This is a genomic window from Rhodococcus rhodochrous, from assembly GCF_900187265.1.
In the GTDB taxonomy this organism is placed as follows: domain Bacteria; phylum Actinomycetota; class Actinomycetes; order Mycobacteriales; family Mycobacteriaceae; genus Rhodococcus; species Rhodococcus rhodochrous.
The window spans coordinates 3,176,053-3,196,898 of the sequence record NZ_LT906450.1; the positions used below are offsets into that span (position 1 = coordinate 3,176,053).

The window sequence follows — 20,846 nt, forward strand, 5'->3', positions numbered from 1 at the left end:
GGGGTCGCACCGCACCGTCACGCCTCCCCGTCGTCGGGGCCGGGCACGACCGTCTCGACGTGCGTGGGGAGCAGCGGCGTCACCGCGAAGCGTCCCGCGATCGCGTCGGCGGGCAGGACCTCCACGGCCCGCACGTCCGAGGCGTCGGCGACGGCCCGGAACTGCTCGGGAGTGCCACGGAGCACCGCCGCCACCACGCAGTCGCAACCGCCGGCGAGCCGCTGCGCGGAGACCGCCCCGACCCGTGCGGCGCGTTCGGTCCCGAACTCCATCAGGCTCAGCCTGCCCGCGGCGACCGAGGGAGCACGACGGACCGCCTCCGCGTTCTCCGGCACCGCGACCGGCACCAGCGGTGTCTGGACGCGGTCGATCGGGACGCGCAGCAGCACCTGCGCCACGCGCACCTCGCCGGTGAGTTCGACGACCCGGTCGATGCCGACGGTGTCGGCGAACGACACCAGTCCCCAGTGCTCGAGATCTCCGTCCGCTTCGGCCTCGGTCAGGCTGTCCGCGGCCCGCGTCAGATAGTCGGCGACCACTTCCCCGTTGTCGGGGCCGAGGGTGTCGCTGCCCACGGGGGCCGGCCGCGGCGGTGAGGTCCACCCGGCGACGAGCACGGCGACGACGAGAACGACGACCGCCGCCCAGGGCAGGACGCGTCCCATCGGTCAGGCGTTGCGCAACACGGCGAGCGCGTGTTCGAGATCCGGCGGGTACTTGCTGGTGATCTCGACCCAGTGTCCGCGCGTGGGGTGCGAGAACCCGAGGGTGCACGCGTGCAACCACTGCCGTTCGAGACCGAGACGCGCCGCGAGACGCGGGTCGGCTCCGTAGGTGAGGTCGCCGCAACAGGGGTGACGCAGCGCCGAGAAGTGCACCCGGATCTGATGGGTGCGCCCGGTCTCGAGGTGGATGTCGAGCAGGCTCGCCGCCTGGAACGCCTCGATCGTGTCGTAGTGCGTCACGCTGGGCTTGCCGTCGGCGGTGACCGTGAACTTCCAGTCGCTGCTGCGATGACGGCCGATCGGTGCGTCGATTGTGCCGCTGCTCGGGTCGGGATGCCCCTGGACGAGCGCGTGGTACCGCTTCTCGACCGTGCGTTCCTTGAACGCGCGCTTGAGCACGGTGTAGGCGCGTTCGGACGTCGCGACCACCATGACGCCGGAGGTGCCCACGTCGAGCCGGTGCACGATGCCCTGGCGCTCGTGGGCCCCGGACGTGGAGATCCGGTAGCCGGCGGCGGCGAGACCACCGATCACGGTCGGTCCGGTCCAGCCGACGCTCGCGTGGGCGGCGACACCCACGGGCTTGTCGACAGCGACGATGTCGTCGTCGGCGTAGAGGATCTCCATACCCTCGACGGGCTGGGCCTCGATGGTCAGGGGGCGGGGCGGCTCGGGCAGTTCCACCTCGAGCCAGGAGCCGGCGGACAGTCGGTCGGACTTGCCCACGGCCGCGCCGTCGACCACGACGGCGCCCTCCTCGGTGAGCGTGGCGACCACGGTCCGGGACAGACCGAGCAGGCGCGCGAGGCCTGCATCGACACGCATCCCGTCGAGCCCGTCGGGTACGGGCATCGCGCGGGTTTCCCTCACTGGTGTGATTCCTTTCTCGTGTCGTCCGCATCCGGCGCTGCGTCCCGGCCCTTCGAGGCACCGCCGTCGGGTTCGACGCCGAAGACGGTCAGGGCCACGAGCAGGATCGCCCCGCACACGATGGCCGAGTCGGCGACGTTGAACACCGGCCACCATCCGACCGACACGAAGTCGACGACGTGGCCCTGCAGCGGTCCGGGCGAGCGGAACAGACGGTCGGTGAGATTGCCGAGGGCTCCCCCGAGGACGAGGGCGAGGCCGAGTGCCCACCATCCCGATCTCAGGGTCCGGCCGATCTTCACGACACCGACGACGACGGCGATCGCGACCAGCGTGAGCAGCCAGGTCATGCCCGTGGCCATGGAGAACGCGGCACCGGGATTGCGGACGAGTGTCAGGGTGACCGTGTCGCCGACGATCGAGATCGGGTCGGCGGGGTCGATGTAGTGGACGGCGAGCACCTTCGTCACCAGATCGGCGACATAGACGACGAGCGCCACGAGCAGCAGCGGTCGCAGCATGCGCCGGCCGATGGACGGGGACGGCTCGTCGGCACGACCGGGAACCGGAGTTGGCTCGTCGACGCGACCGGGAACCGGCGTCGGCTCGTCGACGCGACCGGGAACCGGCGTCTCCGCGTCGCGGTCGGGTCGGGAAGCTTCGTTCGTCACCTCTCCATCATCCCCTACCGGACGACCGCGGCGGTTCCCCCACCCGTCGTGGCTACCCTGGGTGGCGTGCCTGCGCTGTCCAGATTCCCCCGCTCGGGGCCGTGTGCCCTCGCGGCCGTGCTGTCCCTCTCCGCTCTCGTCGCCGGTTGCGGTGGTCCTTCGGACGGCGCGCCCGCCGTCACGGCGGCGACATCGACGGAGGTGACGGTGCCGGTATCGGCGGTGACCACGACGGTGCTCGACCCCGGCGCCGAACCCCGATCGGTGGTGCGTCTCGCCCCGGAGGCCGGGGTGCAGCAGGGCGTCGTCCTCACCACCCGCTCCGAGGTCTTCCAGCGCGTCGGCGACGACCCGCAGCAGGACTTCTCCACTCCCGAACTGACCCTTCCGCTCTCGGCCACGGTCGAGCAGGCGGTCTCCGACGAGGACCCGAGCACCGTGGTCGACATCACCGTCGGATCGGCGACGTCACCGGACGAGACGCTCGGATCCGCGTTGTCCGACGCCGAGGGTTCCGGGGCCGGACTGACCATCGGGCCGACCGGCGCGATCAGTGCGCTGCGCCTCGAGCCCGCTCCCGATGCGGCGAACATCGCACGATCGGCGATCGAGCAGGCGTTCTACCAGGCCGTCTATCGCATCGTCTCGTTCCCGGAGGAAGCCGTCGGGGTGGGCGCCGTGTGGGAGATCCACCAGCAGGTGATGAGCGCGGGCATCACCCTCGACCAGGTCGGGACGGCGACACTCGTCGAGCGGGAGGACGACCGTCTCACGGTCGACGTGAAGGTCGAACAGACACCGCGCGAGTCCACCTGGGTGTTGCCGAACGGGCAGGGCCGTCTCGACATCGAGCAGTACACGATGGCCGGGGAGGGGTCGATGACGATCGACGCGTCGCTCCCCCTGCCCGTCGGCGGAGAACTGACGGTGCGGGGCGATCAGACCTACGTCGAGCCGGACGGCGGAACGCGCCTGTCGCAGTCGCAGGTCGACCGGGTGGGCTGGAACACCCCGGATCGGTAGTCCGGAAGATATACGAACGCCGACGGCCGGCGCGGAAGTTCCGCGCCGGCCGTCGGGTCGTTCGGGACGAGTACTACATCACACGCAGGCCGGGGACTGCAGCTGCGCCATATTGATGACGATGGAGCACGCGTAGTCCTTCGACACCTTCCAGGTGTCGTCCTCGGCGACGAAGTCGACCGTGCCGAAGGACGGCTGGTCGCTGCCCGCGAGCGCCATCTCGACACCGGCGGTGATCGTGCCGTTCTCGTTGTCGGTCACGTCGACGACGTTGACCTGCACACCGGCATCGTTGGCCGCCTGGGCGACCATGTTGATCAGCTCCGGATCCTCCTCGGCGCCCTGGACCAGGTCGGTCTTCTCGGCGGCCGGGACGCTCAGGTCGAAGGCGCGCGCGAGGTCGGCGTTGAGCTCCTCGACGGTGGGCACCGGCGGGTAGTCGACGGCCGGAGCCGCGGCGGTCGTGGTCGTGCTGGTCTTCGCGGTCGTCTCGGAGGAGCTACCGCCGTCGTCCGAGCTGCAGGCGGACATCGTGAGGGCGGCGGCGAGCGCCACGGTGGCGACGGTGATCTTGCGAAGCTTCAACTTCTCGTCCTTCTCGTTCGGTCGTGCACGATGTGATTCGTCGTGTTCGGTCATCCGGCAGCGGATCGCCCGCAAGAGTACCCGGCGGTAGTAAGAAGACCATGAGGGCGCCGGGAACATGTTTCAGTTCAGGCTCGCGAGCGGGTCGGCGACGGTGAGGTCGGGATCGTTCTCGTCGAGCGTCCGCGCTGGTCCCGGACCCGTGCTGCGTGTCTCGAAGCGGACGGTGACCACACCGTGTCCCGCACCCTGCACCCATCCGTGCCCGAATTCCGGATGGCAGACGTCGGCGCCCGGCGTCCACCGCGTGGCCGGTCCGCTCGCCGCGACGAACTCCTCGTCCTCCTCGGCCGGCCCGGTCTCCTCGGTCGTCGTCCGGTCCAGTTCGGGGAACAGGGTGTCCTGCGCGATCGCGGACAGACCCGCATAGCCCACCCCGACGAGCCGGACGGGACCGATCTCGAGGGGATCGAGCGCGAGGCGCTGGGCAGCGGCGGTGAGCACCTGCACGTCCTCGGTGGCGTAGGGCAGGGTCGACGACCGGGTGAGCACCGACATGTCGGCCTTACGCAGCTTGAGCACCACCGTGCGGGCGGCACGCCCGTCCTTGCGCAGGCGTGTGTGCGCGGCGGTCGCGGACGCGGCGATCGCCCGCCGCAGTCCGGGCATCGCGACGATGTCCGTGGGGAAGGTGGTCTCGGCGCTGACCTGTTTCGCCTCGGCGCGTTCGGCGACGGGCCGGTCGTCGAATCCGTTGGCGAGCCGGTGCAGTCCCGGTCCGATGGTGCCGCCGAGGATCGACGCGGCCTCGGCGACGGGCAGCGCCGCGAGATCTCCGATGGTCTCGATGCCGAGTCGCCGCAACCGGTCCTCGGCCACCGGACCGATCCCCCACAGCTTGCGAACCGGCAGGCTGTGCAGCAACGGGAGTTCGCCTTCGGGCCGGACGACGAGCAGCCCGTCCGGTTTCGCGAGACCGGACCCGATCTTCGCGATCTGCTTACCCGATCCGGCGCCGATGGAGGCGACGAGACCCGTTTTCTCCCTGACGTGTTCGCGTAGCTCCGAACAGAAGCGTTCGACCTCGTCGGCGTCGGCGCCGGCGAGTTCGAGAGGTTCGGCGAACGCCTCGTCGAGCGAGAGGGTCTCGAGGATCGGGATCCGGGCGCGCAGGGTGTCGAAGACGAGTCCGCTCAGTTCGCGGTAGAGGATTCCGCGCGGAGGCAGCACGACCGCCGCCGGTCCGACGAGGCGCCGTGCCCGGCTCATCGGCATGGCCGAGCGCGCACCGTAGACGCGGGCCTCGTAGCTCGCGCCGGCCACCACCCCGCGGGCACCGAGCCCACCGACGAGGACCGGCCGGCCCCGCAGGGTCGGCCGGGTCAACTGCTCGGCGGACGCGAAGAACGCGTCGAGATCCAGGTGCAACACCCAGCGCCGACTCACGGAAGCGGGCACGTGTCGAGACTAGTGCGCCGCACCCACACGTCCGGTGGGAGGCCACGGGTCGGTGCTTCCGGAAGGACGCTCGGCCCTTCCGGAAGCACCGGCCCGGTCACGCCTTGACGATGGACGCGCGGGTTCCTTCGCCGAGTTCGATCGCCTCGCCCTCGGGGGCGCCGAGCTCGAAGGTCGTGGCGAGGATCTCGCCGGCGATCAGATCCCGGTGGCGTGCAGCCCATTCGGCGCGTTCGGCGGGAACCTCGAACCGCACCGAGATGCGGTCGGAGACCTCCAGGCCGAGGTTGCGGCGCGCGTCCTGGAACTCGCGGATGCGGTCCTTGGCCCAGCCCTCGGCCTCGAGTTCCTCGGTGACGGTCGTGTCGAGGACCACCAGGCCGTTGCCACCCGGCAGCGCGGCGGTGGATTCCGGCTCGGCCGCGACGAGACGGCTGGTGTACTCCTCGGGCAGCAGGGCGATTCCGGCCGCGGTGACCGTGCCGTCCTCCGCCTGCGTCCAGTCGCCCGCCTTGACCGCCTTGATGACCTTCTGCACGTCCTTGCCGAGACGCGGACCGGCGGCACGCGCGTTGACGACCACCTCGAACCGGCCGTGGGCCTCGACGTCGTCGGTGGTCACGACCCGCTTGACGTTGACCTCGTCCTTGATGAGGTCGACGAACGGATCGAGATGCGACGAACCCGGCGTCGCCACCGTGACCTCGGGCAGCGGGAGTCGCACGCGCAGCTTCTGGGCCTTGCGCAGCGACAGCACGGTCGAGCACACCCCGCGCACCTCGTCCATCGCCGCGACGAGCGCGGGATCCGAGGGCAGGTCGTCGGACGCCGGCCAGTCCGCCAGGTGCACCGACCGGCCACCGGTCAGACCCCGCCAGATCACCTCGGACGCCATCGGCAGCAACGGCGCGGCCAGGCGCGTGACGACTTCGAGCACCGTGTGGAGGGTGTCGATCGCGTCGGTGTCCTCGTCCCAGAACCGGTTCCGCGAGCGGCGCACGTACCAGTTGGTCAGCGCGTCGCAGAAGGTGCGCAGCTCGTCGCACGCCCCGGCGATGTCGACGGCCTCGAGCGCCTCGGTGATGACGTCGCGGGTCTGCGCGAGCTTGGCGAGGATGTACCGGTCGAGCACGTTCGTCGAATCGGTCCGCCAGGTGCCCGGCTTCGACGCGTACAACTGCAGGAAGCTCCATGCGTTCCACAGCGGCAGCAGCGCCTGTCGCACACCCTCCCGGATGCCCTGTTCGGTGACGACGAGGTTGCCGCCGCGCAGGATCGGCGAAGACATGAGGAACCAGCGCATCGCGTCGGAGCCGTCGCGGGCGAAGACCTCGTTGACGTCGGGGTAGTTGCCCTTCGACTTGCTCATCTTCAGACCGTCGTCGCCGAGGACGATGCCGTGCGCGGCAACGCATTTGAAGGCGGGACGGTCGAACAGCGCGGTGGCCAGGACGTGCAGCGTGTAGAACCAGCCGCGGGTCTGGCCGTTGTACTCGACGATGAAGTCGCCTGGGTAGTGCGTGTCGAACCAGTCGCGGTTCTCGAAGGGATAGTGCACCTGGGCGAACGGCATCGAGCCGGACTCGAACCAGCAGTCGAGGACCTCGGGGACGCGACGCATGGTCGACTTCCCGGTCGGGTCGTCGGGATTCGGCCGGGTGAGTTCGTCGATCATCGGCCGGTGCAGGTCGGTGGGCCGCACGCCGAAGTCGCGTTCGAGTTCGTCGAGCGAACCGTAGACGTCGACACGCGGGTACTCCGGGTCGTCCGAGATCCACACCGGGATCGGACTGCCCCAGTAGCGGTTACGGCTGATGTTCCAGTCGCGGGCGCCTTCGAGCCACTTGCCGAACTGACCGTCGCGGATATGCTCGGGCACCCATGTGATCTGCTGATTGAGCTCGACCATGCGGTCGCGGAAACGGGTGACGGCGACGAACCACGACGGCACCGCCATGTAGATCAGCGGCTGGCCCGACCGCCACGAGTGCGGGTAGGAGTGCTCGATGGTCTCGTGCCGCAACAGCTTTCCGGCGGCCTTGAGGTCCTTGATGATGACCGGGTTGGCGTCGAAGACCTGCAGGCCCTCGTACGGCGGCACCATCGAGGTGAACTTGCCGCCCGGATCGAGCGGCTGCACGAGCTCGATGCCGTTGCGCTGGCAGTACTCCATGTCCTCTTCACCGAAAGCCGGTGCGAGGTGGACGATTCCGGTACCGGACTCGGTGGTCACGTAGTCGGCGGCGATCACCCGGTGCGCGTTCTCGCGGCCGGTGAAGAAGTCGAAGGGCGGCTCGTAGGCGAGGCCGACGAGGTCGGTGCCGCGGTAACGGCCGAGCACCTCGGGCTCCTCGCCGAGTTCGCGGGCGTAGTGGCCGAGACGATCCTGCGCGAGCACGTAGGTCTTGTCGTCGGCGCCGCGCACGGCGACGTACTCGATCTCGGGGTGCACCGCGATCGCGAGGTTGGACGGCAGGGTCCACGGCGTGGTGGTCCAGATGAGCGCGCACGCGCCGTCGAGTTCGGAGCCGGGGGCGCGCAGCACCATGTCGACGGTGACCGCCGGGTCCTGACGCATCTTGTAGGCGTCGTCGAGACGGGTCTCCTGGTTCGACAGCGGCGTCTGCTCGTACCAGCTGTAGGGCAGCACGCGGAAGCCCTGGTAGATCAGGCCCTTCTCGTACAGCGACTTGAACGCCCACATGACCGACTCCATGAAGTCGAGGTCGAGGGTCTTGTAGTCGTTGTCGAAGTCGACCCAGCGGGCCTGACGGGTGACGTAGTCGCGCCACTCACCGGTGTAGCGCAACACCGACTGCTTGCAGTAGGCGTTGAACTCGGCCAGACCCATCGAGTCGATCTCGGACTTGTCCTTGATGCCGAGCTGCTTCTCCGCCTCGAGCTCGGCGGGCAGGCCGTGGCAGTCCCAGCCGAAGCGGCGGTCGACCTTCTTGCCGAGCATGGTCTGGAAACGCGGGACGACGTCCTTGACGTAGCCGGTGAGCAGGTGCCCGTAATGCGGGAGACCGTTCGCGAAGGGCGGGCCGTCGTAGAAGACGAACTCGTCGGCGCCGTCGCGGTTGCGCAGCGAGGCCTCGAAGGTTCCGTCGGAGGCCCACTGAGCGAGCACACGTTCTTCGAGGGCCGGGAAGTCGACACCCGAATCGCGCGGCAGGCCGTAGTCGACGCGCGGATATCCGGCAGTACTGCCGGCGGTTGCTGCGGTGGGATCCGGTGCAGCGTGGTTCTCGGTCACAGCGTGGCTCCTCCGTGCCTGGATACGTCTCGGCACGGGGACGATCGCCGTGCGCATGCACGGCCACCGCGGTACCACCCCGCTTGCACGTCCCCGAGGGACGGCCACTCGTTCGGGCTGTGACGGGCCCACCCGTCCGGTTCTACTGGGCGACCGGCAAGGTCGCCGTTCTTCCGGAGGCTCCCCGGTGATGGCCGGATCGACGCCACCCGCGATCGCGGGATCGAGCTTCACACTCGGTGATGCATATTGTAGGACGCTTCATCGATCCGACGAATTCCGGTCGCCGGGACGCCGGCGCGGTGCGCGCCGACCGGAACGTCCGCCCGAGGTTCCGGCCTGCCCGACGGAACGGGGATCGGCCCACTCACCTTCGGCCGAACTCCGTCCGCCGAGTGCGCTCGCCAGCAGGAGCACTGCTCCCACGACGCACACCGCGATACAACCCCATGCCCAGACCACCGAACCGGTCATCAACGCGATCACGAGAAGACCGAATCCGACAGCTGCGAGTACCAGCGTGACGACGAGCACGACGCTCCTCCTCTACCGAGGTACAGCACCAGGCCGTACAGCACGAGCCGGAGAGACCGTCGGTCAGCTGTTGCCCTTCGCGAAGGACGACGATCCGAACGACGACGACGAGTTGGACTGGTTGAACACTTCCTGTCCACCGTCCACCGGAACCGCGGAACCGCGCTGCTCGAGCTCTTCGAGCTGCGACTCCAGGTAGGACTTCAGGCGCACCCGGTACTCGCGCTCGAACGTCTTGAGCCGCTCGATACGCTCCTCCAGCACCGAACGCTGCTGGTTGATCGTGGCCATGATCTCGGTGTGCTTCTTCTCCGCGTCCGCCTGCAGCGCATCGGCCTTCTCCTTGGCCTGACGCAGCTGGGTCTCCGAACGGGTGCGCGCATCGGCGAGCATCGCGTCGGACTTCTGCCGCGCGTCGGCGATCATCGCCTCGCTGCGGGTACGTGCATCGGAGACGAGCTGCTCGGAGTTGGTCCGGGCGTTGCGCACGAGCTCCTCGGCCTCGGCCTTGGCGTCGCCGGTGAGGCGGTCGGCCATCTCCTGCGCGAGTCCGAGGACCTTGGCGGCCTGCATGCTCGCATCGCCGCTCGACGGCGCAGCGGCGACCGGGGCGGGTGCCGGCGCCGGAGCGGGCTCCGGCTTCGGTGTCTCGACGACGCGCGCGGGTTCGGGTTTGGACGGGGCCGCCGGCGCGGACGACGACGCGGCGCGCGGTGCCTTCTTGGCCTCGGCGAGCTCCTGGTCGAGTTCGGCCACCCGCTGACGCAGGTCGGCGTTCTCCTCGATGAGGTTCGTCAACTCCTGCTCGACGAGATCGAGGAAGGCGTCGACCTCGTCCTCGTTGTAACCACGCTTCCCGATCGGAGGCTTGCTGAACGCGACATTGTGCACATCAGCTGGTGTCAGCGGCATGGAAGGATCCCTTCACGCGTCGAGTAAGCGGTCAAGCAGGCGTTCTGAGTAATCGACAGTGCGTTACGCGTATCAAAACCCACTGTATACGGCACTCCATTGTGGCACACGGCAGCTCCGGGACGGCCCGACACGGCGTCGGATGCAGGCATCATGCTGCGCCGCCCCTGGGCAGGAATGCCATGAGGAAATACACGATGAACAGCAAGACCATGATGGACAGATCGAGCCGTACACCACCGAGATTGAGCGGCGGAATCAGTCTCCGCAGCAGCTTCACCGGCGGATCCGTGACCGTGAAGATCGCCTCGAGAACGACGACCACGAAGCCGGACGGCTTCCACTCCCGCGCGAAGGTTCTGATGAACTCGACGATGATCCGTCCGATCAGCAGAAGCCAGAAGATGAACAGCAGGAACCACAGCACCTCGAAAACGGCCACCTGCCCACAATGCCCGACGATGACGGGTCGATCAAAACCGAAACGCCCGGCCTGCAGTGATCTGCATGATGGCCGGGCGTATCGGAACGCTCGAGGGACGGCGACGGGCATGCCACGACGGACGTGCTGTGTGCACGCCCGCGCAGCGCGCGTCGACTACTGCTGGTTGTAGAAGCCGGTCTCGGCGATACGTCGCCGTTCCTCGGCGGAGACGTCGATGTCGGCGGGCGAGAGCAGGAAGACCTTCGTGGCCACCTTGTCGAACGAACCGCGCAGCGCGAAGGCGAGCCCGGCCGCGAAGTCGACGAGGCGCTTGGCGTCGGCGTTGCTCATCTCGACGAGGTCCATGATGACCGGCGTTCCGTCGCGGAAACGCTCACCGATCGTGCGCGCCTCGCTGTAGTCGCGGGGGCGCAACGTGGTGATCTTGGACAACGGACCTCCCTCGTCGAAGAGCGCACCACGCCGGGGCTCGGCACGCTCGAGTCGGCTCTCCGCCGTCAGTGGTGCGCGGCTGGGAACCGCGCGGGCCGGGGTGGGCGCCGGACGAGGGCTGCGGGCCGTGATGGGCTCGACCCGCGGACGCGGCGCCGGCTCGTACCGGTCGAATTCGTCGTGCTCGAACTCGCGGACCGGTTCCTCGCGGTGCGACGGGGCGTACTCGTCGCGGTGCGACGGGGCGTAGCCGCCGTAGGGCGCGTCGCCGTAGTCGCGATCGCGGTCACGGCGGCCACTCGCCGGATCGTCGAGGTACTCGTCCTCGTAATCCTCGAGCGGCACCATCCCGAAGTACGCCTTGAACTTGTGGAGTGTGCTCATCGATCGCCTTTCCCTCGCGCGGCGGATGTCATTCAGGCTAACGGTCGATACCCCAAGACCGCCGTTCCGACACGCACGCACGTCGAACCCCATCGAACCGCGTGCTCGAGGTCACCCGACATGCCCGCGGACAGCTCCACCGCCGCCGGGTGGTCCTGCAGCAACCGTGCATGCATGCCGTGCAGCAGCTCGAATGCCCGCTCGGGCTCCCACCCGAGCGGCGGCACCCCCATCAGGCCTCCGAGTTCGAGGACCTCGGACGCGGCGACCGCCTCCGCGAGGGCGGGCAGATCCTCGGCCACCACGCCACCACGCTCACGGTCGCCGTCGAGGCTGACCTGCAGCAGCGCCCGGAGCGGTGCGGTGCGTTCGCCGGCGTCGAGGGCCGCCCGCACCCCCTTCTCGAAGGCCTGCACGAGACGGAGACTGTCGACCGAGTGCACCGTATGCGCCCAGCGGACGACCGCGCGGGCCTTGTTGCGCTGCACCCGCCCGATCATGTGCCACTCGACCGGCGCGGTGACGCTCTCCCGGAACTCGGCGATCTTCGCGCTCGCCTCCTGCTCGCGGGACTCGCCGAAACGTTCGCATCCCAGCTCGTGGAGAAGCACGGCGTCGGACGCGGGAAAGAACTTGGTGACCGTCAGCAAGGCGACGTCCGACGGATCACGGCCGGCGGCGCGTGCCGCGGCGTCGAGTCGCTCGCGGACGGCGGCGAGACGCCCGGCGAGTTCGTCGCGCCGGTTCTCGGAGGTAGGGGCGCTCACGCCGTTCCCTCCTCGCCGGCCTCCTCGAGCCAGACGACCGAGGCGAAGCGGCCCGTAGGTGCCGAGCGCCGGTGGCTGAACAGCGAGGTGTCCTCGATCGTGCAGCGCGGATCCTCCACCACGGCGGTCACGCCGTGGTCGGCGAGTTGGCGGCGCAGTCCGGCACGCAGGTCGAGTCCCGGAGTACCGCGGTTCGTGCGGGTCGCGCTGCCGGGCAGGTGAGCCTCGACATCGGCCCTCATCGCCGCGGGCACCTCGTACTGTCGTCCGCTCGCAGCGGGCCCGAGCAACGCGCCGATGCGATCGGGGCGGGCGCCGAGATCGACCATGACGTCGAGCACGCGCGGGAGGATCCCGATGCGCGCCCCCACCCGGCCGGCGTGCACGGCGGCGATCACCCCGGCCACCTCGTCGGACAGCAGGATCGACACGCAGTCGGCGCTGAGGGTCACGAGCGCGAGCCCGGTCTCGCGCGTGACGAGCGCATCGGTGGCGGGAACGGGTTCGGACACCGGCCCGTCGACCACGGTGACGTTGCGGCTGTGGATCTGTTCCATCCAGACGAACCGCTCCGGCGGCAGCCCGAGGACGGACGCGAGCCGCCGCCGGTTGGCGGCGACTGCGGCCGGGTCGTCACCGACGTGGTCGGCGAGGTTGAAACTGTCGTACGGAGGTGCGGAGACCCCGCCGGCTCGTGTGGTCACGACCCGGCGGGCGCGCAGCAGGCGGTGCGGAGCCGTCAACGGCGCATGAAGATCGGCACGTCGACGTCGTCGTCGCCGTCGTCGTCGATGTCCACGCTGCGGGGTGCGTGGCCGCCTCCGGCCGGCGGCTGGTTGCCGACGGGGGGCTGGTCGCGCACCGGGGTGGGTTCGACCGTCTCGCGCTCGGGACGGCCGAGCTCGCCGGCACGCGCGACGCCGATCGCACCGGGCCGACCGGCCGGCTGTTGCTGCTGCGGCTGCTGCCCCTGGCCCGACTGCTGACCCGGTTGCTGCTGGCCCACCTCGACGGGACGGCGGGCGGGCGTTCCGCCCTCGAAGCCGGCGGCGATGACGGTCACGCGGACCTCGTCGCCGAGCGAGTCGTCGATGACCGTGCCGAAGATGATGTTGGCATCGATGTGCGCTGCCTCCTGCACGAGCGAGGCGGCCTCGTTGATCTCGAACAGGCCGAGATCGGATCCGCCGGCGATCGACAGCAGCACGCCGCGCGCGCCTTCCATCGACGCCTCGAGCAGCGGCGAGTTGATCGCGGCCTCCGCGGCCTTGATCGCACGACCCTCACCGCGCGAGGAGCCGATGCCCATCAATGCGGAGCCGGCACCCGACATGACGCCCTTGACGTCGGCGAAGTCGACGTTGATCAGACCCGGGGTGGTGATGAGGTCGGTGATGCCCTGGACACCGTTGAGGAGCACCTCGTCGGCGGAGCGGAAGGCGTCCATGAGGCTGACGGCGGCATCGCCGAGCTGGAGGAGCCGGTCGTTGGGGATGACGATGAGCGTGTCGCAGGACTCGCGCAGCGTCTGGATGCCGGTGTCGGCCTGGCTGCCGCGGCGCTTGCCCTCGAACGAGAACGGACGCGTGACGACACCGACGGTGAGCGCGCCGAGCTTGCGGGCGATGCTCGCGACGACGGGAGCGCCGCCGGTACCGGTTCCACCACCCTCGCCTGCGGTCACGAAGACCATGTCGGCGCCCTTGAGCACCTCTTCGATCTCGTCCTTGTGATCCTCGGCGGCCTTGCGGCCGACCTCCGGGTCTGCGCCGGCGCCGAGTCCGCGGGTCAGTTCGCGGCCGACGTCGAGCTTGACGTCGGCATCCGACATGAGCAGAGCTTGCGCGTCGGTGTTGACGGCAATGAACTCGACTCCCTTGAGTCCCTGCTCGATCATGCGGTTGACCGCGTTCACGCCGCCACCGCCGATACCGACGACCTTGATTACGGCGAGGTAGTTGTGCGGGGGCGTCATGTGCTCTCGCCTTCCTGAAGTTCCGGGTGGTGCATGGTGTCCGGGTGGTGCTCGGGTCTGGGTGGTGCTGGGTCTGGGTCTGGCTCGATGTCGGTCACGTCCGCCGGTCGGGCGGACGGCTCCGCAGCGCGCTGCCCCGACAAACCCTCAACCACAGCTTGAAGGTTATGTCAAGTAACGCGACTGTCCGAAACGCTATGGCACGGGTACCGGGATTAGCCAGTAGACGCGCCGGACACGCCGGACGAATTTCGTCGATCCCTCACCTCACCGTCGGCAGGTCGGGACTCGCCACGTCGAACCGCTCCCCCGGCTGCGTCAGCAGCGGGCCGACGACCGCCGCCTTCCGCTCGGAACGATCGGTCCCACCCCACACCACGACACGCCCGTCGGTGAGGACGATCGAGATGTCGGACGAGGAGGGCGCTTCGACCGTCTCCACCTGCACGCGCAGGTCGGGCGGCAACTTGTCGAGCACCTCCACGGCGGCGCGGGTCGCGGGATCGCCGGTGCCCGGCGTCGGGGTGACGAGGCGGGGCGTGAACATCGGGGGCGGTTCGACCGCGAAGTCCACTCCCTCGATATCGACCGAATGGGTGCCGTCGGGGGCGTCGAAGAAGACCATCGCCTCGCGCTCGGTCACCGTCACCCGAACGGTGGAGGGATAGACCCGCTGGACCCGGGCCGACGCCGCGCGCGGAATCGTGGCGACCCGCTGGGCCGCCGCGGCCGTGTCGACCCGGAGCAGCGGCGTGCCCTCGGCGACCGCGAGCGCGTCGACCACCTCGTCGTAGGTGACGACCTCGATCCCGTCCACCTCGATCACCCGCACGGACAACAACGGCGACAGCCAGGCCACCGCGATGGCACCGAGGAGCACCGCGACGACAGCCGCCCCGACGAGCACGGTCCGCAAGCGCACCGACCGCCCGGACGGGCGCCGGGCGGTACTGCGTTCGCGGGCTTCATCGGGATCACGGGATTCGCGTGACGGTCGCCCGCGGCGGCGGCGTGACGAGACGGCGGCGGGCGTCACGAGCCGATCGGCCCCGGTCCGGAACCGCCGGGTGCGCGGAATCCGCCGGGCTCGGGAACCGCCCCGGCCGGACGGAAACGACCCGGTTTGCTGTGCAGCGCGTCGAGGATCTGCCGGCCCAGCATCGTGACGTCACCGGCACCCATCGTGATCACGACATCACCCGGCCGGGTCAGACGCGCGACCTGCCGCGGCACCGCGGACAGATTCGGCTGGTAGTGCACAGGCTTGCTCACCGCCCGCGCGACCAGCGCACCGCTGACACCGGGGATCGGTTCCTCGCGGGCGCCGTAGACGTCGAGCACCACGACCTCGTCGGCGAGGTCGAGCGCCTGCCCGAACTCGGTGGCGAACGCCTCGGTGCGCGAGTAGAGATGCGGCTGGAAGACGACGATCACGCGGGGTCGTTCGGTGCCGGTCTCGGTGTAGCGCAGCGGCTCTCCCGCGACGAGTTCGGCCGCGGCCGCGAGGACCGCGCGGACCTCGGTGGGATGGTGGGCGTAGTCGTCGAACACCCGCACGCCGTGTTCGCGGCCGGTGTACTGGAACCTCCTGTGGACACCACCGAAGCCGGCGAGGCCCTCCAGCGCCTCGTCGACCTGCGCTCCCGCTTCGAGCGCCGCAAGCAGCGCGGCGAGAGCATTGAGCGCCATGTGCCGGCCGGGGACGGACAGTCGCACGGTGCGCGGCGAATCCTCACCCGCGAGGTGGAACTCGGCGACGCCGCCGACGTCCTTGGCCTCCCAGCCGAGCAGCCGCACCCCGACGGGAACGCCGCGGTGGTCGCCCGCGGTGCCGATGACGTCGGCGGTGCCGTAACCCTGCACCCGCAGGTCGTCGCGGCCGAGGGCGACGACGCGTTCGGCGAGGGCCGCCGAGCCGGGATCGTCGAGGCAGACGACGAGCAGGCCGCCGGGGGCGATGCGGGCGACGAACTCGTCGAAGACCGCCGTGTACGCCTCCGGCGTGCCGAAGTAGTCGAGGTGGTCGGCCTCGATGTTCGTGACGATCACGGTGTTCGGGTCGTACTGCAACAGCGAGCCGTCGCTCTCGTCGGCTTCGGCGACGAAGACGTCCCCGCTGCCGTGGTGGGCGTTGGTCCCGGATTCGTTGAGTTCACCGCCGACCGCGAAGGACGGATCGAAGCCGCAGTGCTGCAGCGCGACGACGAGCATCGACGTCGTGGAGGTCTTGCCGTGGGTGCCGGAGACCAGGAACGTGCGGTTCCCTCGCATCAGCGAGGCGAGGACCGCGGGGCGCAACAGGATCGGGATGCCCCGCTCGCGGGCGGCGACCAGTTCGGGATTGTCCTTCGGGATGGCCGCGAACGTCGTGACCAGGGCGGTGGGACCACCCTCGAGCAGGTCGAGAGCCTCGGCGGCGTGGCCGATGCGGACCTGCGCGCCGCGGGCCCGCAGCGCGAGCACACCGCGGCTCTCCTTCGCGTCGGAACCCGATACCTGTCCCCCACGGGCGAGCAGGATCCGGGCGATGCCCGACATCCCGGCACCGCCGATACCGACCATGTGCACCCGCTCGAGCTCGGCGGGCAACTGCGCACTCATCGTTCACTCCTGTTCGGTTCCACTCCGGCAACCTCGAGCACTATGCGCGCCATCTCGTCCGCGGCACTGCGGTGGCCGGCGGCCGCGGCGCTGCGCCCCATCTCCACGAGTCTCCGCTCGTCGCCGAGCAGCGACACCACTTCCGTGGCGACATAGTCCGAACTCAGGTCGCCGTCGGCGACGATCCTGCCACCGCCGGCCTCGACGACGGGGCGGGCGTTGAGTTCCTGTTCACCGTTCCCGTGCGGGAGCGGCACGTACACGGCGGGCAGACCCACCGCCGAGACCTCCGCGACCGTCATGGCCCCGGACCGGCACACCACCGCGTCGGCGGCGGAGTACGCGAGGTCCATCCGTTCGAGATAGGGCACGGCGACGTACGGCGCGCGGGCGTGTCCGGGGTGAGCGGGAATGTCCACGGTGTTCTTCGGTCCGTGCGCGTGCAGCACGGCGATGCCGGCCTCCGCGAGCGCCGAGGACGCACCGGACACGGCCTCGTTCAGCGAGCGTGCACCCTGCGACCCGCCGAAGACGAGCAGCACGGGCACGTCGTCGGGCAGACCGAAGTGCCGTCGTGCCTCCGCGCGCAGCCCGGCGCGGTCGAGACCGGTGATCGACGAGCGGACCGGGATCCCCACGATCTGCGCGTCGCCACGCCGGACGATTCCCGAGCGCGGGACGGCGGCGAGCACACGCTCGGCCCGCAGGGCACCGATCCGGTTGGCGATGCCCGCGCTCGCATTGGCCTCGTGGACGACGACCGGGATGCGCCGGCGTCGACGCAACGGACCGGCCCCGGCCGCGAGATAGGCGGGCAGCGCCACGTACCCGCCGAAACCGACGACGACGTCGGCGTCGACCTCGTCGAGGATCTGCCGGGTGCGGCGCACCGACGAGACGACCCGCCCCGGTAGCTTCAGCAGGTCCATCGTCGGCTTACGGGGCAGCGGCACCGGTGGGATGAGTTCGAGGGGATACCCGCGGCGGGGCACCAGCGTCGTCTCGAGTCCCCGTTCGGTGCCGAGCGCGGTGATCCGCGCGTCGGGCACGAGCGCGCGGACGGCGTCGGCCACCGCGAGTGCCGGTTCGATATGACCGGCCGTGCCGCCTCCGGCCACCACTACCGACAGTGCCGGCCTCTCCCCACTCACCTACGGTTCCCTCTCTCTCCGCTTCGTCCGTTCGATCCGCGTGTCGTGCGGTTCGTCTGCTGCCGGCCCCGAGCCGGTTCGCGCGCAGGTTGTGCACGCCGGGCCCGGCCGGTCCCCTCCCGGGGTTCCGTCCGGCCCGCCGATCCCCGGCGGTCCTGCGCGGCTCTCCGTTGCCGCTCGTTCGGCACCTGGGGCTTCCGCGTGCGCGATCCCCCACCACCCGACGCGGGGCGGGCACTGCGCTCGGGTGCCGCGGCCCGCGCTCGCGGCTGTCGTGCTGCGACCGTACGCGCCGCCGAGGAGCGACCGGCCCGGTAGGCCTCCGGCTTGCGCAGACGCAGCAGTCGCGCGAACCGGCCGTCCTGCCCCGCGTGTAGCGCGGCGATCGCCTCGGGTTCGTGTCTGGCCGCGTTCGCGATCAAACCGAACATCAGCAGGGTGGTGGCCGTGGAAGTGCCACCGGCCGACACGAGCGGCAACTGCAGGCCGGTCACGGGCAGCAGTCCCACGACGTAACCGATGTTGATGAAGGCCTGGCCGATGATCCACGTCGTCGCCGTCGCGGTGAACAGGCGCAGGAAGGGGTCGGCCGAGCGCATCGCGATCCGCAGTCCGACATAGGCGAACAGACCGAACAGGCCGATGACGGCCACTCCACCGAGGAAGCCGAGTTCCTCACCGATGATCGCGAAGATGAAGTCGTTGTGGGCGTTGGGCAGATAGCTCCACTTCGCGCGGCTCTGACCGAGCCCACGCCCCCACAGGCCGCCGTCCGCGAGCGAGAACTTCGCCTGTCGCGCCTGGTAACCGGCACCCTGCGGGTCGTCGCCGGGGTTGAAGAAGGCCCGCACACGCTGCGAGCGGTAGCCGGCCGTCAGGGCCAGGATCACCGCGAGTGTGGCGGCCGTGCCGACGATCCCGAGGAACACCTTGAGCGGCAGTCCCGCGAACCACAACAGGGCGATCACGATGATCACGATCGAGACGGTGGTGCCGAGGTCGGGCTGGAGCACGATCAGGCCGGTCACGAGCAGGGCGGCCGGGACGAGCGGGACGAGCATCTCGCGGAGCGTCGAGTTCTCGCCGCGCCGGGAGGCGAGCAGGTGCGCACCCCACACGGCAAGGGTGATCTTGGCGATCTCCGCCGGCTGCAACGAGATACCGGCGATGACGAACCAGCCACGGGTGCCCTGCGAGACCGTACCGATGCCCGGTATGAGCACGAGCACGAGCAGTACCACCGAGAACGCGAACGCCGGGAAGGCGAAGCGTCGCATCAGACGGACCGGGATCTGCAGCGCGATGTAGAAGATCACCATGCCGAGGACGGCGAAGATCACCTGCGAGGTGAACAGTCCGTAGGCCGATCCTGCCGCGGCCACCGCGCCGACGCTCGACGACGACAGCACCATGACGAGTCCGAGCACGGTGAGCAGGACGGCGATCGTCACCACGAGGTGGAAGGACGCAAGCGGTCGCGCCATCCAGGCCCCGAAGCGCCCGCGTACTCCGACCACCGGTTCGTCGGTGGTCGCCCCTGTTCGGGTCGCTCCTGCCCGAGGGGTCACGGTTGCGTCCCGCCCCCGCGGAGTTCCTCGACCGCGGACGCGAAGCTCCTGCCGCGTTCGGCGTAATCGGCGAACATGTCGAGCGATGCCGCGGCCGGCGCGAGCAGCACCGTCTCCCCCGGCGAGGCGAGAGCGGCCGCTTCCCGGACCGCCACGCGCATAGCGGCGGGGCCGTCGGCGCCCGGCGCCGCGACCCTCCTCACCGAGGCGGTGTCGGTCTCGCTCGTCGCATCGGTCATCGCTTCATCGTCGCCCGTGTCCACGACGACGACCGGGACCTGCGGGGCGTGTCGCGCCAGCGCGTCGGCGATTTCGCCGGCGTCGCGGCCGAGCAGCACGGCTCCGGACAGTCGCGGTGCCACCTCGGCGACCAGGTCGTCCACCCGGGCGCCCTTGAGCAGACCACCGGCGATCCACACCACGCGGTCGCGGGCGAGCAGCGAACTGCGGGCCGCGTGCGGATTGGTCGCCTTCGAGTCGTCGATGTACTCGACGCCGTCGACCTGCCCCACGGGCGCGGCGCGGTGCGGGCCCACGCGGTGCCGTCGCAGGCCGTCGTGCACCGCCGAGGCGGGCACGTCGATGGCCCGGGCGAGGGCGGCGGCCGCGAGTGCATCGGACAGTCCGGCGGGGCCGGGCGGCGTCACGTCGTCCACCCGGGCGAGCACGGCGGAATCGGCGAACGCCCGATCCACGAGCAGTTCGCCACTGATCCCGAGTTCGCCTTCCTGCGGATAGCCCAGGGTGAAGCCCACGGTGACCACGGCACGGGACCGGTCGCCGAGACCACCGGCGATCGGGTCGTCGAGACCGATGACCCCGACGGCTCCGGTGAGGGCACCGAGTTTGGCCTCGATGTAGTTCTCGATGCCGCCGTGCCAGTCGAGATGGTCCTCGGCGATGTTGAGCACGACACCGGCCTCGGGCCGAACCGAGGGCGCCCAGTGCAGCTGGAAGGACGACAACTCCACGGCGAGGACGTCGGCCCGCGGTTCGTCGCGGCGCAGGGCGTCGAGCACGGAAAGACCGATGTTGCCGCACGCGACGCTGCCGAGACCGGCGGCCTCGAGGATCGCTTGCAGCATCATGGTCGTGGTGGTCTTGCCGTTCGTCCCGGTGACGACCAGCCACCGACGGGCCGGTCCGTAGACCTCGGCGCGGTCGATGCGCCAGGACAGTTCGATGTCGCCCCAGATGGGGATCGCCGCGCCGGCCGCGCGCGAGAGCAGCGGGGCGTCGGGCGGGAATCCGGGACTCGTGACCACCAGGGCGAACTCGCGCAGCGCAGCGGGGTCGTCGACGAGGCTGTCGAGGTCGACCGTCCGGGCGCCGAGCGCCGCGCACTCGGCCAGTGCGCGCTCGTTGCGGTCGGTGACGGTGACGTGGGCGCCGAGATCGGTGAGGGGTTCGATCGTCGCGCGGCCGGAGACCCCTGCCCCGGCGACGAGCACCGCCCGTCCTCTGAGCCGTTCGAGTTCGTCGTTCACGG

Annotated in this window: 19 protein-coding genes; 1 reads left to right on the top strand and 18 read right to left on the bottom strand. The window is 70.1% G+C overall.

Annotated elements, in window-relative coordinates:
* Positions 1-17: 17 nt before the first annotated feature.
* From CKW34_RS14565 to lspA, 3 genes are read right to left on the bottom strand one after another with little or no spacing between them, the layout of a single operon-like run.
* A complete protein-coding gene (locus tag CKW34_RS14565; RefSeq protein WP_059380964.1) occupies positions 18-665 on the bottom strand; it encodes a hypothetical protein in 648 nt (215 codons plus the stop codon).
* A gap of 3 nt (positions 666-668) precedes the next feature.
* On the bottom strand, positions 669-1,577 hold the full coding sequence (locus CKW34_RS14570) for an RluA family pseudouridine synthase (protein WP_016691814.1): 909 nt from the start codon (positions 1,575-1,577) through the stop codon (positions 669-671).
* A 14-nt stretch (positions 1,578-1,591) separates the two neighbouring features.
* Positions 1,592-2,266 (bottom strand): signal peptidase II, encoded by a 675-nt coding sequence (gene lspA, locus CKW34_RS14575; protein WP_059380963.1) that lies wholly within the window; start codon positions 2,264-2,266, stop codon positions 1,592-1,594.
* 66 nt (positions 2,267-2,332) lie between these two features.
* Here lspA and CKW34_RS14580 point away from each other — a divergent pair, with 66 nt between their 5' ends.
* Positions 2,333-3,289: a hypothetical protein gene (locus tag CKW34_RS14580; RefSeq protein WP_064059915.1), complete on the top strand. Its 957-nt coding sequence runs from the start codon at positions 2,333-2,335 to the stop codon at positions 3,287-3,289.
* A gap of 78 nt (positions 3,290-3,367) precedes the next feature.
* Here the strand turns inward: CKW34_RS14580 and CKW34_RS14585 are convergent, their stop codons facing one another.
* The 15 genes from CKW34_RS14585 to murD form a co-directional block, all read right to left on the bottom strand.
* Positions 3,368-3,874, bottom strand: coding sequence for a WKL family lipoprotein (locus tag CKW34_RS14585; RefSeq protein WP_033097609.1), 507 nt, complete (start codon positions 3,872-3,874; stop codon positions 3,368-3,370).
* A gap of 123 nt (positions 3,875-3,997) precedes the next feature.
* Positions 3,998-5,305, bottom strand: coding sequence for a DNA polymerase IV (locus CKW34_RS14590; RefSeq protein ID WP_059380961.1), 1,308 nt, complete (start codon positions 5,303-5,305; stop codon positions 3,998-4,000).
* Between the two features lie 124 nt (positions 5,306-5,429).
* The gene (gene ileS / locus CKW34_RS14595; RefSeq protein ID WP_059380960.1) at positions 5,430-8,588 is read right to left on the bottom strand and encodes an isoleucine--tRNA ligase; all 3,159 of its coding nucleotides are present in this window, start codon (positions 8,586-8,588) and stop codon (positions 5,430-5,432) included.
* Between the two features lie 261 nt (positions 8,589-8,849).
* Positions 8,850-9,122, bottom strand: a complete 273-nt coding sequence (locus tag CKW34_RS14600) for a hypothetical protein (protein ID WP_059380959.1) — start codon at positions 9,120-9,122, stop codon at positions 8,850-8,852.
* 63 nt (positions 9,123-9,185) lie between these two features.
* The gene (gene wag31 / locus CKW34_RS14605) at positions 9,186-10,034 is read right to left on the bottom strand and encodes a DivIVA-like cell division protein Wag31 (protein WP_059380958.1); all 849 of its coding nucleotides are present in this window, start codon (positions 10,032-10,034) and stop codon (positions 9,186-9,188) included.
* A 151-nt stretch (positions 10,035-10,185) separates the two neighbouring features.
* Positions 10,186-10,476 carry a YggT family protein gene (locus tag CKW34_RS14610; protein ID WP_006554132.1) on the bottom strand — a complete coding sequence of 97 codons (291 nt, stop codon included), beginning with the start codon at positions 10,474-10,476 and terminating at the stop codon, positions 10,186-10,188.
* Positions 10,477-10,632: 156 nt separating this feature from the next.
* Positions 10,633-11,295: a cell division protein SepF gene (locus CKW34_RS14615; protein ID WP_059380957.1), complete on the bottom strand. Its 663-nt coding sequence runs from the start codon at positions 11,293-11,295 to the stop codon at positions 10,633-10,635.
* A 32-nt stretch (positions 11,296-11,327) separates the two neighbouring features.
* On the bottom strand, positions 11,328-12,062 hold the full coding sequence (locus tag CKW34_RS14620; RefSeq protein ID WP_059380956.1) for a YggS family pyridoxal phosphate-dependent enzyme: 735 nt from the start codon (positions 12,060-12,062) through the stop codon (positions 11,328-11,330).
* Positions 12,059-12,805: a peptidoglycan editing factor PgeF gene (pgeF, locus tag CKW34_RS14625; protein WP_059380955.1), complete on the bottom strand. Its 747-nt coding sequence runs from the start codon at positions 12,803-12,805 to the stop codon at positions 12,059-12,061. Before pgeF ends, CKW34_RS14620 begins: the two co-directional genes overlap by 4 nt.
* Positions 12,802-14,037, bottom strand: coding sequence for a cell division protein FtsZ (gene ftsZ, locus CKW34_RS14630; protein WP_059380954.1), 1,236 nt, complete (start codon positions 14,035-14,037; stop codon positions 12,802-12,804). The genes pgeF and ftsZ overlap by 4 nt, the downstream gene beginning before the upstream one ends.
* A 262-nt stretch (positions 14,038-14,299) precedes the next feature.
* Entirely contained in the window at positions 14,300-15,073 is a 774-nt protein-coding gene (locus CKW34_RS14635) for a cell division protein FtsQ/DivIB (RefSeq protein WP_370670832.1), read from the bottom strand.
* Complete coding sequence (gene murC, locus CKW34_RS14640; protein WP_059380953.1) at positions 15,070-16,638, bottom strand: UDP-N-acetylmuramate--L-alanine ligase; 1,569 nt, start codon at positions 16,636-16,638, stop codon at positions 15,070-15,072. The genes CKW34_RS14635 and murC overlap by 4 nt, the downstream gene beginning before the upstream one ends.
* A complete protein-coding gene (murG, locus tag CKW34_RS14645; RefSeq protein WP_059380952.1) occupies positions 16,635-17,789 on the bottom strand; it encodes an undecaprenyldiphospho-muramoylpentapeptide beta-N-acetylglucosaminyltransferase in 1,155 nt (384 codons plus the stop codon). Before murG ends, murC begins: the two co-directional genes overlap by 4 nt.
* Positions 17,786-19,273, bottom strand: coding sequence for a putative lipid II flippase FtsW (gene ftsW / locus CKW34_RS14650; RefSeq protein ID WP_059380951.1), 1,488 nt, complete (start codon positions 19,271-19,273; stop codon positions 17,786-17,788). The genes murG and ftsW overlap by 4 nt, the downstream gene beginning before the upstream one ends.
* An 80-nt stretch (positions 19,274-19,353) precedes the next feature.
* On the bottom strand, positions 19,354-20,844 hold the full coding sequence (gene murD, locus CKW34_RS14655; protein WP_080968143.1) for a UDP-N-acetylmuramoyl-L-alanine--D-glutamate ligase: 1,491 nt from the start codon (positions 20,842-20,844) through the stop codon (positions 19,354-19,356).
* Positions 20,845-20,846: the final 2 nt, after the last annotated feature.